Genomic DNA, 18,244 nt, shown 5'->3' with positions numbered 1-18,244 from the left:
GTCGCCGGAGCCCACGGAGTCGCCGGAGCCCACGGAGTCGCCGGAGCCCACGGAGTCGCCGGATCCGACCGATTCGCCCGAGTCACCCGAACCTCCGGAATGCCCACAGGTGCTCAGGGAGTCGGACGACGAACCGGAGGATGAGGAGCCCGAGTCTGACGACCCCGAGTCCGGGGATTCTGAATCGGACGAGCCTGAATCCGAGGAGTCGCCTGATCCAGAAGAGTGCGGTGACGGGGCCGATGACTCGGACTCCACCGAAGAACCCGATCACCCAGAAGAGCCCAAGTCCAGCGAGTCGTCTGCACCGGACGAGACCCCTCGACGCTCACCATCAGAACCGGGTGAAGAAGACTGACAGACCGGCTCGTCGAGCGAAAGCGCTTCGGCGACGATCTTGACGGTCTTGGTCTCTCATCCGATCGTCGGCATTCCGGAGCGCGGCCACGTCGGCCAACTCATCCGCATCCAGCTACTCGTTTCGCGCGTTCGTCCCGGTTCCGACGCGTGATGTGAGCACAGTGCCTCTGAAGGGGGCAGCTTGGTAGCCCCGAACAGGGGAAATCGGCGTGTCCATGTTCCCTTACGCCGCTGGACTGCTGCTCGACCGCCGCTTGGCCGCCGCTGGACTGCCGCTGGACCGCTGCTCGACCGCCACTCGACCGCCGCTCGACGTGCTGTGTTTGCCTCGTGTAGCTGTAACTTCCTTGCCCTCGGCGGCTGCGAGTGCGCAGATCGCCAGCCGTGCACGCTGAGTCCACGCTGGAAAGCGCTTACACGGGTCTATGGACGAGGAGCCAACGTGCACGGCGGGTGGAGCCAGCGTGCATGGCGGGTGGAACCAGCGTGCACGGTGTGGCGCATCGGCGTGCACGGCGCGAGGGCCCGGCGTGCATTGCGGGCGGAGCCAGTGTCCGTTGCGCGACGGACGGTCGAGTATCCGAAAATGCTGATCCCGGACGTGTCGTCCCTGCCGGTGAGGAGCCCTGTCGGTGGGGAGCCGGCCGTGGGGAACCCCTCTCGGCGAGCCCTGTCGGAGGGGAGTGCGGCCGTGGGGAGCCGCTCGCGGGGGTGCCCGCTCGTAGGGAGCCGCTCGCGGTGAGCCCCCTCTCGGCGAGGTGTCTCGGGTACGGGGAGTCCCATCCCGGAGGACGCATCCCGGCACGACTGTGGAGCTGATGGATTGGTAAAGTACGAGACACAACGCTTGGACATGTCGGGCGCATGCCTGACACATGGAGTCACGCTGGCGTCAGTATCTGTTCTGCAGGACATAATTGACCCTGCGGCCTGCGGGCAGGTAACCTTTGCTTTGCGCTGTGGGCCTGCGCGACCTCGGACCGAGCAGGCTCGCGCTCGTTCATGTCGGTCGGCCGGTTGTTTACAAGCAAGTTTTCCGTCCCTCGGCACGGCGATACAAAGGGCCCGTGGCGTTAAGGTACGAGATCAGATTTTTCCGGAGCCCGCTACCACATGACGAGCAGCATCGAGGCTGATACCCCCACTGCCAAGGCCCCTGCGTCCCCGCAGGTAGCAGTCAACGACGTTGGGTCCGCGGAGGCCTTCCTCGCCGCGATCGACGAGACCATCAAGTACTTCAATGACGGGGACATCGTGTCCGGAACCGTCGTCAAAGTCGACCGGGACGAGGTCCTGCTCGACATCGGTTACAAGACCGAGGGCGTGATCCCTTCCCGTGAGCTCTCGATCAAACACGACGTCGATCCTCACGAGGTCGTCGCCGTCGGCGACGAGGTGGAGGCCCTTGTCCTGCAGAAGGAGGACAAGGAAGGTCGACTGATCTTGTCGAAGAAGCGCGCCCAGTACGAGCGCGCCTGGGGCAAGATCGAGGCGATCAAGGAAGCCGACGGTGTGGTGGCCGGCACCGTCATCGAGGTCGTCAAGGGTGGCCTCATTCTCGACATCGGCTTGCGTGGTTTCTTGCCTGCCTCCCTCGTGGAGATGCGGCGTGTCCGGGACCTGCAGCCCTACGTCGGCCGGGAGATCGAGGCCAAGATCATAGAGCTGGACAAGAACCGCAACAACGTCGTCCTCTCGCGCCGCGCCTGGCTTGAGCAGACGCAATCCGAGGTCCGCTCCACGTTCCTGCAGACTCTGCAGAAGGGCCAGATCCGCTCGGGTGTGGTTTCCTCGATCGTGAACTTCGGTGCGTTCGTGGATCTCGGCGGTGTCGACGGTCTGGTGCACGTGTCCGAGCTGTCCTGGAAGCACATCGACCACCCGTCCGAGGTTGTGGAGGTCGGCCAGGAGGTCACGGTCGAGGTCCTCGAGGTCGACATGGACCGCGAGCGTGTTTCGCTGTCGCTCAAGGCAACGCTCGAGGATCCCTGGCAGCAGTTCGCCCGTACTCACCAGATCGGGCAGATCGTGCCGGGCAAGGTCACCAAACTGGTGCCGTTCGGTGCGTTCGTCCGCGTCGAGGACGGCATCGAGGGCCTGGTGCACATCTCCGAGCTCGCTGAGCGGCACGTGGAGGTACCCGAGCAGGTCGTCGAGGTCGGCTCGGACTGCATGGTCAAGGTCATCGACATAGACCTGGAGCGTCGCCGCATCTCGCTGTCGCTGAAGCAGGCCAACGAGGGCGAGACGGCCGAACATGTCACCGAGCATTTCGACCCGACGCTCTACGGCATGGCAGCCGACTACGACGAACACGGCAACTATAAGTACCCCGAAGGTTTCGACCCCGAGTCCAACGACTGGCTTCCCGGTTACGAGCAGCAGCGCGCCGAATGGGAACGGCAGTATGCCGAGGCCCACGCGCGCTGGGAGGCTCACAAGGCGCAGATTCAGAGCGCGCAGGAGGCCGATGCCGAGGCCCGGGAAGAGAACCCGACGGAGTACGCGTCGCAGGAGCCCGAGCCGAAGGTCGACGAGGGAACCCTCGCTTCCGACGAAGCGCTGCAGGCACTCCGGGAGAAGCTGACCGGAGACTGATTCCGGGGACACTCACTCTTGGACGAGGTCCGGCAGCCACGCTCGACCTGTATCATCGACGCTCCGGCGCCCCTTCGATGGTGGCGCCGGAGCGTCGGCGTATGTCCCAAGATCCTTTAAAGGTGCAGCTCACGGGGCTGCTGCGTCAGCGCATCGACGATGTATCTTTGGCCCGTGACTCTAGTTCTGCGACGTGCCATCGGTGCGGCGGTGATTCCGGCCGCGCTGGTTGTGGCGGGATGCACCGAACGCGAAGAGCCTGAAGTCCCAGAGGTTCCAGACGAGACCTCCACGGAGACCGATGCCGCGGAGACGACCGAGCCCACACCCGACGAATCGGATGTCTCCGTTCCGTTCGAGTGTTCCGAGCTTTTCACCGCCGGCCGCGTCGTGCAGATCGTGCAGGCCTCGCTGGATGGTGAGACCCGCCGGATCTACAACGACGACTTCCTCGAAAGTTCCGGCAGGACCGGGCGGCTCACCTGCATGTATGGGGTGCCGACGGCCGATGAGACGGCATCTCCGTCCCCGTCACCTGAGGAAGATCCCCAGCCAGCTGTCGAGATCGCGGTCAGTTCGTATGTTGACGAGGAAACCGCGGCCGGGCGCATCGACACCACGCTGGGTGCGACGTCGCGTGATGTCGAACCACAGACGATCGGCGGGCGTGAGGGATATCTGCTTGCCGGCGATGACGAGGTTACGTTCATCGTTGCCGAAGGTGTTCGGACCTACGTGATCACGCTGATGCGTGATTTGGTGCCCGAGGACGCCGAAGTGGTCGTGATCCTCGAACTTGCCGGCGAGTTGCTCGATGTCGAGGATTCGCCTCCTACCGAGGATGCCGCCGACGACGCGGACGACGGCGACGACGGCGACGAGGGCGATCCCGACGACGACGGCGACGAGGGCGATGCCGACGACGGCGACGGTGGTGACGGCGACGCCGACGATTCCTGACCAACCCCGCGAGGTGTCATCGCGGGAGTTCCTGGCCGGACGATACGATGCGGCCCATGCTGCGCGTCGGACTGACCGGTGGAATCGGTTCGGGAAAGTCCACGGTGGCTCGCCGGTTAGGGGAGCACGGCGCGCTGGTGATCGACGCCGACGAGCTCGCACGAGAGGTGGTGGCGCCGGGCACTGATGGGCTCGAAGCAGTGATCGAGGAGTTCGGAAGCGGCGTGATCACTGACGGCGGCACGCTCGACCGTGCCGCGCTCGGCCAACTGGTGTTCGGGAACGACGAGCGTCGTGCGGCGCTCAACGCGATCATCCACCCGCGTGTCCACGAGAGGCGACGGGAGATAGTGGCCGGAGCCCCGGCGGACGCCATCGTCGTCGAGGACATACCACTGCTCGTCGAGAACGGTCTCGCGCCGGCGTACCCGCTGGTCATCGTCGTCGGGGCAACTGAGGAGCAGCGCCTGCGGCGGCTGGCGGGCGATCGCGGTATGGATGAGCGAGACGCGTGGTCGCGGATTCGGGCGCAGTCCGATGACGACGAGCGGCGCCAGGTAGCCGACGTGTGGCTGGACAATTCCGGAGCGGTCGAGCAGACGCTGGCCGACGTCGACGATCTGTGGCGTACCCGGTTGGTTCCGTTCGAGGAGAACTGCCGGCGGCGTCGTCCGGCCGCGCGACCGTCGCAACCGGTGATCGTCGACGCGGATCCACGCTGGCCAGAGGAGGCTGCGCGGCTGACGGCGCGCATCCAGCACGTCGCCGGGGGGCGTGCCCACCGCGTGGATCACGTCGGTTCCACTGCCGTGCCGGGCCTGCCGGCCAAGGACGTCATCGATCTCCAGGTCGTGGTCGACGACGTGGACGCGGCGGAGGCGATGGCCGCAGAGCTGCTCGATGCCGGTCTCGTGCCGGTTGCGCGGGATATGCCTGCAGGCATGCCCGGGGGCAGCGTCGACACCGGGCGCGATGGCAGCACGCTCGCCAAGGCGCTCGCCGTGAATGCCGACCCGGCCCGGGCGGTGAACGTGCACATCCGCCCGAAGGAGTCGCCGGCCTGGCGAGACGTGCTGCTGCTGCGGGATTGGCTACGAGCGACACCCGCGGCTGTGGCGGAGTACGCCGCGTTGAAGCGGGATCTGGCCGCGAGCACGTACACCACCATCGACGACTACGCGGCTGACAAGACTCCGTGGATCACCGGTGCGCTGCAGCGTGCGGATCGGTGGGCGGCGGAGACGGGGTGGACCGCCGCGTGACGTGCGGTGGCACGGGCACGTCGTCGGGTAGTAGGGGACACGACTCGGGCGTGCCCCACATGTGATGCAAGGGAAGCACGCCGGCCCAGCCGTCGTGGCCGGTGACGTCGTCGTCATCGTCGCCGGGTGGCCCAGAACGCAGCTTCACCGATGCGTCGTGCAGCGAGAGCGCCAGCACGGCGGTGGCCGCCAGTTCCTTTCGGGTGGGCTGGCGAGCGTGGGTCCACGAGCCGGGCGCCAGGTGCTCGGTGACGACGCGGAGCGCGTGCAGCTTCTCTTCTGGATCGGTGACCGGTGCGGGGACGCCGTGAATCACCGCGCTGGAATAGTTCATGGAGTGGTGAAACACCGAGCGCGCGTAGACGATGCCGTCCAGGCGGGTCACAGCGACGCTGACCGGGACGCCCCGGGAGGCGGCCATGAGGCTTGCCGAGCCGGTGGAGCCGTGCAGATAGAGAGTGTCGCCCTCGCGGCCATAGCCGGTGGGCAGCACCACGGGAGCGGCGTCGTGGATGATGCCGAGATGGCACACGAGACAGGAATCCAGAACGGCGTAGAGCTGCGCGCGGTCAGTCTGTGCGCGCTCGCGTCCGCGTTTGATCACGCTGCGTGGCGTGGGGGAGAGGGGCACGTCCTGGCCGGTGGTCGTCGATGTCGTGCGGCTTCGATCGGTCACGATTCCAGGATGTCGCCCGGCATGGCATTCTGGAACGTCCAATTGTCGACGATTCCGGAATGCCACTTTCGATCATGACAGATGTGCCGATCATCCTTGACCGGGCCGCGCCGACTCCGCTGTCTCGCCAAGTGGCCGACCAGCTGCGCGGGGCGGCGGCGCAGGGCATCGTGAGCGCGGGCGACCGGTTGCCATCGACGCGCGAGCTGGCGGCGGGGCTCGGAGTCAGCCGTACCGTCACCGCAGCGGCATATGAACAGCTCTATTCTGAAGGGTGGATTGTCGCGCGGCACGGTTCCGGAACGTTCGTGGCGACGGCGCCGTCGTCGGCGATCCCGCCGTCACTGCGGGAGAGCTCGACTCTGGAGAGCCCGCCGGGGAGCCCGCCGACGGGGAACCTGCCGCCGGAGAGCCGGGCGCCGAGGTCGGGTCCCGTACCGGCACGTGGTGCGCCCGATCGAAGTGGCGAGCCCGACGTAGACATCGATCTCGGACCGGGGGTGCCTTGGGTCGCCGGCCTGCCCGCACACGTCTGGCGCCGGGCGTGGCGGCGTGCGGCGGACGCGCCTCCGGACCGGCACCCGAGGCGGGCCGGGCTGCTGGCGTACCGGAGCGTGGTCGAGGAACACCTGCTACGCCATCGTGGATTGGCGGTCGAGGGAAGTACCGTCCTGGCGACGTCGGGAACCACGGCTGCGGTGGGAGAACTGGCCACGACCGTGCTGCGGCCCGGTGATACCGTCGCCGTTGAAGAACCCGGCTACGCACGGGTGGTGGCGGCGTTTCGGGTGGCCGGTCTGAATGTTCGGCCGATGCCGGTGGATCGCGATGGCCTGGTGGTCGAGGCGCTTCCCGAGGGTGTCCAGGCGGTCTACTGCACGCCAGCGCATCAGTATCCGCTGGGTGCCAGATTGCCCGCGAATCGGCGCGTCGCATTGGTGGAATGGGCGCGGCAGCGTGGTGTGTGGATCATCGAGGACGACTATGACGGCGAACTGCGCCATGACGTCGCGCCGCTGCCGGTCCTGGCCTCGGTCGGCTCCGACGTCGTCGTTCATCTCGGCACGACCAGCAAGATCGTTTCACCAACGCTGGGCGTGGGGTGGATGGTGGCGCCTCCCGCTGTGGCCGATGCGATCCTGGAACGTCGGCTCATGGCCGGGGCCTCGCCCGCACCCGCCGGCCAGCAGGTGCTCGTGGCGCTGGCCGAGAGCGGTGATCTCGCTCGCCACCTCCGCCGTGTCCGCCGGGAGCTGACGGCGCGGCGCGAGCTGGTGGTCCGGATGCTCGAGGAGAGCGGGCACAAGGTGATGGGGGATCGAGCAGGCGCGCATGTGGCAGTTCCGCTCGGTGATGTGGAGCTCGAAAGCCGAATCGTCGATGTCGCGCGAGAAAACGGCGTCGGCATCGATAGCCTGTCTCGATGTTGTTCCGACTCTCCGGAGGTGGCGGGTGTAACTCTCGGTTATGGGGGTCCTGCCGAGCGCGCGGAACTCGAACGTGGAGTTCGGGCGTTGCTTGCTGCCGTGCAAGCGGGATTGGGTTCAGATTCCCCCCGGCTACTTCATGGTGACGGGGGTGACCGTTAGAAAAGAATTCTCCTTCAGGGGGTCGACGAGGCGCAATTTTGCGAATATATTCCAATCCACCCCATAAATACTTCGACCTGGAGGAGGAATCTATGCCCCCAGACCCCTCGTCCACGTCCCGGGCTTTCAGTCGCCGCCGTGCGCTCATGCTGGGAGGCGGCGCGCTCCTCGGAGCCGTCGCCGGCACCTCGGGAGTCACCCTTCCGGCGCATGCCCGAGTGGCGGCTCGTGGCCTGGCACGAGCATTCGACGCGGCTGCGGCCAAGCACGGCGTGCCTCGCGATCTTCTGGTCGCGATCGGCTATGCGGAGACGCGGCTGAACAACTACGACGAGCCGAGCAGGACCAACGGCTTCGGCATCATGCACCTGGTCAAGAACTCAGCGCACGAAACGCTGCCGGAAGCGGCCGAACTGACCGGCCGCTCTGAGAGTGCGCTGAAGGCCGAGGCCGGCGTCAACATCGACGGCGCGGCTGCCGTGCTCCGCGAGTACGCCGACGACGCCGGTATGTCCAGTGGAGATCGCAGCGACCTCGGGGCGTGGTATCCCGTGGTGGCGCGCTACTCCGGAGCCGACGAATCGTCCGTCATGCGGTTGTATGCGGACGCCGTGTATGACGCCCTCTGGACGGGAGTGGACAAGAGAGGTGTCGTCGTCGATCCGACACCGGTCGAGCCCGACCGGAGTGGAGTGGCGAGCGGGCCGAGGATCCTGTCAAGTGCTGTCGACTACCCCGGAGCGCGCTGGGATTCGGCGCACTCGAGCAACTACACCTCGTCGAACCGGCCCGGCAGCTACCCGATCAACTACGTCGTCATACATGTGATGCAAGGGACGTATGCGGGCAGCATCTCGTGGTTCAAGAATTCGAGTTCGAACGTGTCCGCTCACTACTGCATCCGCTCCTCGGACGGGCAGATCACGCAGATGGTCCGGCACAGCGACATCGCATGGCACGCGGGCAACTCGTACTACAACCAGCGCGGCATCGGCATCGAGCACGAGGGATGGTTCGACGAGCCGGAGTGGTACACCGAGGAGATGTACCGCTCCTCGGCGGCCCTCACCCGCTACATCTGCGACCAGTACGGCATCCCGAAGACCAGGGATTACATCGTGGGGCACAACGAGGTGTCGTCCACGCCGTGCCCGGGCCAGATCTGGGACTGGAACAAGTACATCAGATACGTCAACGAGGACGACGAGGGCGAGGTCGTATGGGACGTCGTCGTCGACGCCACCTCGCCGGATTTCAGTGCCGGAGACAGCTGGGACTTCTCGTCCTGGTCGGATCAGAAGTACGGCGACGAGTACGGATTCAACACACCGGAGCCGGTGTCCGACCCGGCGTGGTACTCGGCCGACCTGCCCCAAGCCGGAACGTACCGGATCGAAGCCTGGTACCCGGCCAACTCCGGGTACAACGACAGAACGCCCTATGTGGTGGCCGCGTCCGGCGGCAACCAGAGCGTGCACGTCAATCAGCGTACGGGAGGTGGCCAGTGGCACAGGCTGGGCACGTTCTCGTTCGATGGCGGATACCAGCAGGTTGTCGGCGTGAGCCGCTGGACGTCCGGTGAAGGCTACGTGATCGCGGACGCCGTCCGGATCTCGCGGTTGGAGTGATTAGCTGAGGGCGCGGGGAGTCGCCTTCCTGCCCTCTCGTTCCTCACTACCTTCCTCACGACGAAGCGGCTGGGGTACGTCGCACCCGGGCACGTACCCCAGCCGCTTCGTCGCGCTCACCTACCCCCGCCCTCCGAATGATCATGTTTGGTACGTTTTCTCGGGCCTTAACACGGCTGTAGACGTGGTACGGCCCGAGAAAGCGTATCGGGGGGGGCTCGAGCCGCGCCCGTCGCATCCGGCGATCCTTTGCGGTCCGGCGGTCCGGCGGCTCGGCGGCTCTCCGGTTCTCTGGCGCTCCTCGGCGTCCGGCGGTCTTTCGCGTCCGGCGGCTTTCCAGGTCTCCGGCGGCTCGCTCTTCCAGCGCATGATCATTCTGACGGGTGTCGGTGGGAGCGCGTACTGTAGGACACATGCGCGCCACCGCTGAATTCACCCGCCGCGACGCACCGTTTCAGGTGGTCAGCGAGTGGGATCCATCCGGAGACCAGCCCGAGGCGATCGACGATCTCGAACGGCGAATCAAGGCCGGTGAGAACGACGTCGTCTTGCTCGGTGCCACCGGTACCGGAAAGAGCGCCACGACCGCCTGGCTGATCGAGCGGCTCCAGCGGCCGACGCTCGTGATCGAGCCGAACAAGACGCTCGCGGCCCAGCTAGCCACGGAGTTCCGTGAGCTCCTCCCGAACAATGCCGTGGAGTACTTCGTCTCGTATTACGACTACTACCAGCCCGAGGCGTACGTTCCGCAGACCGATACGTACATCGAGAAAGATTCCTCGATCAACGACGAGGTAGAGCGGCTGCGTCATTCCACCACCGGTTCGCTCATGACACGCCGTGACGTTGTGGTGGTCGCCACGGTCTCGTGTATCTACGGCCTCGGTAACCCGGAAGAGTATTCCGAGCGCATGGTGTGGTTGCGTACCGGCGAGGAGCGGGATCGCGAGGCACTCTTGCGGCGCCTGGTCGAGATCCAGTACACCCGCAACGACCACAACTTCACCCGAGGTACGTTCCGGGTGCGTGGCGATACGCTCGAGATCATCCCACAGTACGGGGAGCTCGCCGTGCGCGTGGAGTTCTTCGGTGACGAGATCGAGCGCATCACGACACTGCACCCGCTCACCGGCGAGGTCGTCAGCGAGGAAGACCTCATGTACGTCTTCCCGGCCTCGCACTATGTCGCCGCGCCGGAAACCCAGGAGCGCGCCCTGCGGAGCATCGAGGCCGAGTTGGAAGAGCGTCTGGCCGAGCTCGAACGGCAGAACAAACTGCTCGAAGCGCAACGGCTGCGGATGCGCACCACGTACGATCTCGAAATGATCCGCGAGGTCGGTTTCACGTCCGGGATCGAGAACTACTCCCGCCACTTCGATGGCCGCGAGCCCGGCTCGCCGCCGCATTGCCTGTTGGACTACTTCCCTGACGATTTCTTGCTCGTGATCGACGAGTCGCACGTGTCCGTGCCGCAAATCGGCGGCATGTACGAGGGCGACATGAGCCGCAAGCGCACACTTGTCGAGCATGGTTTCCGGCTTCCCAGTGCTGTGGACAACCGCCCGCTGCGCTGGGAGGAATTCCTTGAACGGGTCGGGCAGACCGTGTACTTGTCGGCCACACCGGGCTCTTACGAGCTCGACAAGAGCCATGGCGTGGTGGAGCAGATCATCCGGCCCACTGGCTTGGTTGATCCCGAGGTCGTCGTGAAGCCGACGAAGGGGCAGATCGACGACCTCATGCACGAGATCACCAGCCGCTCGCATCGTCACGAGCGGGTCTTGGTCACCACATTGACCAAGAAGATGGCCGAGGATCTCACCGACTATCTGATGGAGAACGGCGTCCGCGTGCGTTACTTGCACAGTGAGGTCGACACCCTACGACGTGTCGAGCTCCTGCGTGATCTGCGTATGGGCGAGTTCGACGTGCTCGTCGGCATCAATCTGCTCCGGGAGGGGCTCGATCTGCCAGAGGTGTCCCTCGTGAGCATTCTCGATGCGGACAAGGAAGGGTTCCTGCGCTCCGAGACGTCGTTGATCCAGACCATCGGCCGCGCCGCGCGAAACGTTTCCGGGCAGGTTCACATGTATGCGGACACGGTGACGCCGTCGATGCAGCGGGCCATCGACGAGACCAACCGTCGTCGTCAGAAGCAGATCGCTTACAACACCGAGCACGGCATCGACCCCACGCCGCTGCGTAAGCGCATCGGGGACATCACCGAGATGCTCGCGCGTGAGGACGCCGACACCGACGAGCTGATCTCGGGTTCCGGTCGGACGGCCAGCCGCGGGAAGGCGCCGGTTCCGGGCATGCAGAGCAGTTCGGAGGCCGGCGCGCACGCGGCTGACCTGGCGAATATGCCAGCAGCGGATCTCGCCGAGCTGATCCAGCAGCTGACCGAGCAGATGCATACGGCCGCTACGGAGCTGCAGTTCGAGCTGGCCGCCCGGTTGCGTGACGAGATCTCCGAACTCAAGCGCGAGCTTCGCGGCATGCACGAGGCAGGCGTCGGCTAGCCCCTCCTCATCTCCTGTGATCACAAACACTACCGTGAGCAATGTGTCCACCTGGTGGTCATGGTCACGGAATGACGGGGATGCTGTGACGTGCGGCTCTTGCGTCGAATGCCCGAGTCGTGATTACCTACGACCTGGTAACGGGACAATAACGACGTAAGGTGATCCTCACGTGCCGAGGCCTCGCTCCAAACACGGCAAAAGCGCAGCACGCTCCCGCCGGGGCGTGATGTTCGTCGTGCCGGCCGTATTTGCCGTCTCGGTGCCGACGGCGGTGGCGGTGTGGCCGGATTCCGCGGAAGAGCCGCCCTCTCTGGAAGGCGTAGCGGGAATGGCGGAGATCCAACGAGAGTCGTCGATCGATCGAGGCTCGACGGATCGTGCTCCGCGGCCAGATCCGTCCGAGTTCGCGCCCGCGCCCAATGGCACCCCCACGCCGGAGCCGACCGAAGAGGACGAGGAGCCCGAGGAAGAAGAGACCGAGACGCCCGAGCCCGAGGAGGAAGAGGAGGAAACGGAGGAAACGGAGGAACCCGAGCCCGAACCCACGCCGGTCGGGCAGCGGTACGTGACGACCACCCTGAACGTGCGCACGGCTCCTGGCACCGATGCCGACGTCGTGACCGTCCTTGAGCGGGGTGCCGAGGTCGATATCACCGGTGAGTCCGAGGACGAGTGGGTCGAGATCATCGTCAGCGGTGAAGCGGCCTGGGTCAGCGGAGACTACCTGTCCGAGTCCGAGCCGGCCGAGGAAGAGGAGGAAGAGGAGGGTGGCCTCTCGATGGCCGAGTGCGAGTCGGGCTCGGAGGTCGAGTCCGGACTGACTCCCGACGCCGTCCGTGTCCACCGGGCGGTGTGCGCTCAGTTCCCCGACGTCACCTCGTACGGCGGTCTGCGATCGGGCGGCGGCGAGCACAGTGAGGGACGTGCGCTCGATATCATGGTGTCGAACCAGTCACTCGGCGATCAGATCGCGGAGTGGGTGCGTGAGCATTATCAGGAGCTGGGTGTCAGTGAGGTCATCTGGGCGCAGCGGATCTGGACTGTCGAGCGCAGCAGCGAGGGCTGGCGCTGGATGGAGGATCGCGGCTCGGCGACCGAAAACCACTACGACCACGTGCACGTCACCGTCTACGGCGACGCCGGTGAGCTCTGACGTCACGACGACGACACGAGCTCGGCTTCGATCTTCTGGCGTGCTTCGAGAGCATCGCACTGATCGCGTCGTGTCGACGAGGTGAGGTATGTCCGCGAACGACTCCGGCGAGCCCGGTCAGGAGCGGTCGACAATCACTATCGACGTCCACCACCTGATCCGCAGCAGCTGGGCCACCTGGGGCAGGCCTCGTATCGTCGTCGACGAGGGCGAGCGGAAAGCCACGTGGGGACAGAACGAACTATCCGTGGAGCCGGGCGAGCACCACGTGCACGTGTATGTCCGCCATGTCGTTCCCCGCAAGCTGGGGCCGGCCGAGGTGAGCGTGTCCACACGGCCCGATAGTGTCGCCGAGCTCGAGTACTTTCCGCCGCTCTGGCCCTTTCTCGATGGATCGCTCGGTCCTCCGCCGCAGAAGGCGAACGGTTCGAAGGTTACGCTCTGGATTCTCGGCGCGGGGGTGGCGCTGTTCTGCCTCGGCCTCGCCCTATCCGTGACCGCATTCAGCGCCGGTTGACATCGGCTCAGCGCCGGTTGACGCGGGTTCCAGCGCCGGTGACAGGTGGCGCCTTTCAGTGCACGTCGGCAGGGGCACCGTCCGGACGCCATCAGCTCTCTACCAGCCTCGACGGCGCCATTCCCCGAGCTGCGGCCGTTCCCGGCCGAGCGTGGTGTCGTCCCCGTGTCCCGGATACACCCATGTCTCGTCCGGGAGGCGTTCGAAGAGCTTGCGCTCGACGTCGTCGATGAGTGAGGCGAAGTCGGCGGGTGACGCGGTCTTGCCTACTCCGCCTGGGAACAGGGAGTCACCAGTCCACAAGTGCGGTGATCCCTTCGGATCGTCGTACAACAGCGCGATGCTGCCGGGGGTGTGCCCGACGAGGTGGATCACTTCCAGTTCGCATCGGCCGAACCGGAGCAGGTCGCCGTCGCGTACGTTCCGGGAGGTGGGGACCGGGATGGCGGGCGCGTCGTCGACGTGAGCGACGGTTTCGGCATTCGTCGCGGCGACGACGTCGGCGAGCGCGCGCCAGTGGTCGCGATGCCGGTGGGTGGTGACGATCGTTGTCAGGGGGCCCTCACCGCAGACGGCGAGGATCCGCTCGGGCTCGTCGGCGGCGTCGACGAGAACTTCCTCGCCGGTTTCGCGACAGCGCAGCACGTAAGCGTTGTTGTTCCAGCTACCACCGACCGAGAGTTTGGTGACGATCAGGTGGCTCAGCTCGTGGACTGCAGGCGTTCCACCCGGGTCGACATGTCCGGTGTAGCTCATCATTTCCACTGGGGAAGGCGAGGCAAGGGCTGTGCGGGCGTGGTCTCGAGACGCTCGCCGGATGAGCGCCCGATCAACCACGCGAGAATCTGGCGAGGGGGTCCTTTGACCGTGACGTGGCCGCCGTTGCCGATGCGCGCCGTCGTCCCGTCGATGGCCAGCGTGACGTCCGGCACGTCGTCGCGCTGGCCGAACCCGCGGATCGTCTCGGCGAGGGCTCGCCGGACGAACATGTCGGGCCAGTCGTCCGGTGCGTAGCCGGCGTCGAGGTCGACATGGTGTACCTCGAGCTCCTGTAACCGTGCCCAGAGTGTCCGGCGCGCGGGGATCGTCGGGCCGGATCCTCCCGGCCCCATCCGCACCTCCTGTTGCCACGCGGCAGCCGGGAGCTCGGTGACGGCCGAGGCGAACCGGTCCGACGCCCTCTTGAGATCGTCGATCAGATCGTCGAGTGGTTGTGACGCACCTGTCTCGATGTCCGCATCGCGCTGCTCCTTGCTGGGGTACATGAAGTTCTCGGTACCGGTGCGCGCCCAGGTCAGCAGGTTGGTCAACGCGTCGGCATTGCGCGCCAGATGCGCGAGCACGTGTGCACGTGTCCAGCCAGCACATAAGCTAGATGCGGTCAGTGCCTCGGCATCGAACGTGCTCGTGGTCGCGAGCAGCCGGTCGGTGGCAGCGGTGACCGGGCCGGCGGACTCTCCCTCGGCCTCGGCATTCTTGGAAGACGTGGCAGGCACGGTCTTGAATGTACCTGGGCCGACGTCGCGGAGGCCAACTTTGTCGGTGCCGGCGTTTACGATGCGATGAGTACGCCTGATACACGCGAATATCCATACTGGCTGGATCGGAGAACCGGGCTGCAGATGACCGAACGGAGTACCACATACTCGGGTGATCGCCTCGTCGTGCGAGGAGCACGCGAACATAACCTCAAGGATGTCTCGCTGGACCTGCCACGAGACTCGCTGATCGTCTTCACCGGGCTGTCTGGTTCGGGTAAATCCAGCCTGGCCTTCGACACGATCTTCGCCGAGGGGCAGCGCCGATACGTGGAGTCGTTGTCCGCCTACGCACGTCAGTTCCTCGGTCAGATGGACAAGCCGGATGTCGACTTCATCGAGGGTCTCTCGCCGGCCGTGTCGATCGACCAGAAATCCACGTCGCGTAACCCGCGATCTACGGTGGGGACCATCACGGAGGTCCACGATTACCTCCGGTTGCTGTACTCGCGGGCGGGTCGGCCGCACTGCCCGGAATGCCGCCGTCCCATCGGGCGGCAAACACCACAGTCCATCGTCGATCGGGTGCACGAGCTCGAGGAAGGAACGAGGTTTCAGGTTCTGGCGCCGGTGGTGCGGGAGCGCAAGGGAGAATACGTCGATCTCTTTCGCACGTTGCAGTCGCAGGGCTACGCGCGCGCCCGCGTCGACGGCACCGTCTACCAGCTCACCGACGTGCCGAAGCTCAAGAAACAGGAAAAACACACGATCGAGGTGGTGGTCGACCGGTTGACGGTCAAGCCGTCTGCGGTGCGCCGGTTGACCGACTCGATCGAGACGGCTCTCGGGCTTTCGGGTGGTCTGGTCACGCTCGATTTCGTCGACCTTCCCGAAGACGACCCGCAGCGCGAGAAGGTCTATTCCGAGCATCTGTACTGCCCATATGATGACCTGTCGTTCGAAGAGCTGGAGCCCCGCTCGTTCTCGTTCAACTCACCGTTCGGCGCGTGCCCGGAATGCACCGGTATCGGAACTCGGATGGAGGTGGACGAGGAACTGGTCGTTCCCGATCCGTCCCGCACGCTGGATGATGGCGCCCTGGCGCCATGGGCTCCAGCCCACTCGGCGGAGTATTTCGGGCGTCTGGTCACGGCATTGTCCGAGAGCATCGGGTTCCGCACGGATGTCCCGTTCGAGACACTGCCGAAGAAGGCGCGCGACGCCGTGTTGCGCGGCTACGACGAGCAGATCCACGTGCGTTACCAGAATCGCTATGGCCGGGTTCGTTCGTACTACACCTACTTCGAAGGCGTGATCCCGTGGGTCCAGCGTCGCTATGCCGACGCCGAGTCGGATTCCAGCCGGGAACGATTCGAAGGCTTCATGCGTGAAGTTCCGTGTCCGGCGTGCAAGGGTGCCCGGCTCAAGCCGGTGGTCTTGGCGGTGACGCTAGGTGGCCTGAGCATCGCCGAGCTGGCGGCCATGCCGATCGGGGAGTGCGCAAGATTCCTGCGGGAGCTCGAACTGACCGAGCGGGAACGGCAGATCGCCGCCCGGGTGCTCAAGGAAGTCAATGAGCGGTTGCAGTTCCTGTTGGACGTGGGATTGCACTACCTCAGCCTGGATCGTGCGGCTGGCACCTTGGCCGGTGGCGAGGCGCAGCGCATTCGTCTGGCGACGCAGATTGGTTCCGGCCTGGTCGGCGTACTGTACGTACTCGACGAGCCGTCGATCGGGCTGCATCAACGGGATAACCACCGGCTACTCGAGACGCTGGTCCGGCTGCGGAATCTTGGCAACACGCTGATCGTGGTGGAGCACGACGAAGACACGATCCGTACTGCAGATTGGGTGGTCGACATCGGCCCCGGCGCCGGGGAGCACGGCGGGCAGATCGTGCACAGCGGCCCCGTCGACCAGTTGGAGGAACACGAGAGCTCCATCACGGGTGACTACCTATCCCGTCGGCGGGAGATCGAGGTTCCGCCCGTGCGGCGGCCGGCGCGAGATGACCGCTCGATCACGGTGGTCGGTGCGCGGGAGCACAATCTGCAGAACATCAACGTTTCCTTTCCGCTCGGGTGCTTCATCGCTGTCACGGGTGTGAGCGGGTCGGGAAAGTCGACGCTGGTGAACGACATCCTCTACACCGCCATGTCCAAGGAGATCTACGGATCGAAGGCCGTTCCGGGCCGGCACCGTCGGATCGACGGGCTGGGCCTGATCGACAAGGTCGTTCATGTCGATCAGTCGCCCATCGGGCGTACGCCACGCAGCAATCCCGCGACGTACACGGGTGTCTTCGATCACATCCGCAAGCTCTTCGCCGACACGCAGGAAGCCAAGGTACGCGGCTACCAGCCAGGGCGGTTCTCGTTCAACGTCAAGGGTGGCCGCTGCGAGGCGTGCAGCGGTGACGGAACCATCAAGATCGAGATGAATTTCCTTCCGGACGTCTTCGTGCCGTGCGAGGTCTGCCACGGTGCCCGCTACAACCGCGAGACCCTCGAGGTGCGTTACAAGGGCAAGACCATCTCCGAGGTGCTGGAGATGCCGATTGAAGAAGCGGTCGAGTTCTTCGAACCCATCCAGCGGATCTCGCGGCACCTGCGGACGCTGGTCGATGTCGGGCTCGGCTATGTCCGGCTGGGCCAGCCAGCACCCACGCTGTCCGGGGGAGAGGCCCAGCGAGTCAAGCTCGCCTCCGAGCTACAGAAGCGATCGACCGGGCGTACGTTCTACGTTCTTGACGAGCCCACCACGGGCCTGCACTTCGAAGACATCCGCAGGCTTATCGGTGTGCTGCAGGGCCTGGTCGACAAGGGCAACACCCTGGTGATCATCGAGCACAACCTCGATGTCATCAAGACCGCTGACTGGATCATCGACATGGGACCAGAAGGTGGCACCGGCGGCGGCACCGTGGTGGCGACCGGAACTCCTGAACAGGTTACGCAGATGGAGGACTCGCATACGGGGCGCTTTCTCCAACCGCTACTTGCGCCCTGACACAATCCGGGCCAGCGAAGGAGCCCGCCATCGGTGGTGGCGCCCCATCCGTGGTGGCTCCTGCCTCGGTTGGCGGCTCCTGTCTCAGAATGCTGCTGTCATCGCTTGCGGCGTTTAGCTGTCGTGAGTTGCCGTTCCCTCGTGCTCACCGCTGAATAGCGTCACACCTCTTCACCGCTGGGTGGCGTCACACCTCACGATGCCCTCCCTGGAGGAGTAGCTTCCTTCTCGAGGTTTCACCACATCTGCTGGATTCGTATTTCCATGCCACTCTCGGACGTCCTTGGTGGCTCTGTGCGTCGCCACCCGGCCGCGTCTGTAAGGCGGCGTGTCGGAATTGGCGATGTCCGTCCTCGCGGTTGGACCGGACCGTTCTTGTGCGCGCGGTCCATCGTGCGCGTGGTTGGCGCCTGGCCGTCGTGCGCGCGGTAAGCGTCTGACCGTCGTGCGCACGGAACCCGTCTGGCTGTTGGGCGCACGCCGTTGCGA

12 protein-coding genes and 1 pseudogene are annotated in these 18,244 nt (G+C 65.4%); 10 read left to right on the top strand and 3 right to left on the bottom strand.

From position 1 onward, the window contains the following. The 4 genes and pseudogenes from DPM12_RS23355 to coaE all read left to right on the top strand — a co-directional run. Positions 1 to 358, top strand: a pseudogene (locus tag DPM12_RS23355) (hypothetical protein); the annotation flags it as partial. A gap of 1,115 nt (positions 359 to 1,473) precedes the next feature. Then, positions 1,474 to 2,958, top strand: a complete 1,485-nt coding sequence (gene rpsA / locus DPM12_RS21910) for a 30S ribosomal protein S1 (RefSeq protein ID WP_112260479.1) — start codon at positions 1,474 to 1,476, stop codon at positions 2,956 to 2,958. Positions 2,959 to 3,132: 174 nt separating this feature from the next. Continuing rightward, complete coding sequence (locus tag DPM12_RS23705) at positions 3,133 to 3,918, top strand: hypothetical protein (RefSeq protein ID WP_112260478.1); 786 nt, start codon at positions 3,133 to 3,135, stop codon at positions 3,916 to 3,918. A 56-nt stretch (positions 3,919 to 3,974) separates the two neighbouring features. Next, positions 3,975 to 5,180 carry a dephospho-CoA kinase gene (gene coaE / locus DPM12_RS21900; RefSeq protein WP_112260481.1) on the top strand — a complete coding sequence of 402 codons (1,206 nt, stop codon included), beginning with the start codon at positions 3,975 to 3,977 and terminating at the stop codon, positions 5,178 to 5,180. Here the strand turns inward: coaE and DPM12_RS21895 are convergent. Then, complete coding sequence (locus DPM12_RS21895) at positions 5,119 to 5,856, bottom strand: pyridoxamine 5'-phosphate oxidase family protein (RefSeq protein ID WP_211659229.1); 738 nt, start codon at positions 5,854 to 5,856, stop codon at positions 5,119 to 5,121. The genes coaE and DPM12_RS21895 overlap by 62 nt on opposite strands. Positions 5,857 to 5,930: 74 nt before the next feature. Here DPM12_RS21895 and pdxR point away from each other — a divergent pair, with 74 nt between their 5' ends. From pdxR to DPM12_RS21870, 5 genes are all read left to right on the top strand, one after another. Then, positions 5,931 to 7,445 carry a MocR-like pyridoxine biosynthesis transcription factor PdxR gene (gene pdxR / locus DPM12_RS21890; protein WP_211659228.1) on the top strand — a complete coding sequence of 505 codons (1,515 nt, stop codon included), beginning with the start codon at positions 5,931 to 5,933 and terminating at the stop codon, positions 7,443 to 7,445. Positions 7,446 to 7,537: 92 nt separating this feature from the next. Further along, the gene (locus DPM12_RS21885; protein WP_112260476.1) at positions 7,538 to 9,073 is read left to right on the top strand and encodes a golvesin C-terminal-like domain-containing protein; all 1,536 of its coding nucleotides are present in this window, start codon (positions 7,538 to 7,540) and stop codon (positions 9,071 to 9,073) included. Positions 9,074 to 9,486: 413 nt separating this feature from the next. Continuing rightward, positions 9,487 to 11,595: an excinuclease ABC subunit UvrB gene (uvrB, locus tag DPM12_RS21880; protein WP_112260475.1), complete on the top strand. Its 2,109-nt coding sequence runs from the start codon at positions 9,487 to 9,489 to the stop codon at positions 11,593 to 11,595. 172 nt (positions 11,596 to 11,767) lie between these two features. Next, positions 11,768 to 12,751 carry an SH3 domain-containing protein gene (locus tag DPM12_RS21875; protein ID WP_211659227.1) on the top strand — a complete coding sequence of 328 codons (984 nt, stop codon included), beginning with the start codon at positions 11,768 to 11,770 and terminating at the stop codon, positions 12,749 to 12,751. Between the two features lie 88 nt (positions 12,752 to 12,839). Continuing rightward, a complete protein-coding gene (locus tag DPM12_RS21870) occupies positions 12,840 to 13,268 on the top strand; it encodes a hypothetical protein (RefSeq protein WP_112260473.1) in 429 nt (142 codons plus the stop codon). 99 nt (positions 13,269 to 13,367) lie between these two features. Here the strand turns inward: DPM12_RS21870 and DPM12_RS21865 are convergent, their stop codons facing one another. Beyond that, positions 13,368 to 14,024 (bottom strand): MBL fold metallo-hydrolase, encoded by a 657-nt coding sequence (locus DPM12_RS21865; protein ID WP_112260472.1) that lies wholly within the window; start codon positions 14,022 to 14,024, stop codon positions 13,368 to 13,370. Next, complete coding sequence (locus tag DPM12_RS21860) at positions 14,024 to 14,764, bottom strand: maleylpyruvate isomerase family mycothiol-dependent enzyme (protein WP_211659225.1); 741 nt, start codon at positions 14,762 to 14,764, stop codon at positions 14,024 to 14,026. Before DPM12_RS21860 ends, DPM12_RS21865 begins: the two co-directional genes overlap by 1 nt. Positions 14,765 to 14,890: 126 nt before the next feature. Between DPM12_RS21860 and uvrA the strand changes: the two genes are divergently transcribed. Then, positions 14,891 to 17,755 (top strand): excinuclease ABC subunit UvrA, encoded by a 2,865-nt coding sequence (uvrA, locus tag DPM12_RS21855; RefSeq protein ID WP_112260470.1) that lies wholly within the window; start codon positions 14,891 to 14,893, stop codon positions 17,753 to 17,755. The last annotated feature ends 489 nt before the right edge of the window (positions 17,756 to 18,244 follow it).

The organism is Phytoactinopolyspora halophila (assembly GCF_003287285.1).
In the GTDB taxonomy this organism is placed as follows: domain Bacteria; phylum Actinomycetota; class Actinomycetes; order Jiangellales; family Jiangellaceae; genus Phytoactinopolyspora_A; species Phytoactinopolyspora_A halophila.
The sequence above is the reverse complement of the archived record's forward strand: the minus strand, read 5'-3'. Positions and strand labels throughout refer to the sequence as shown.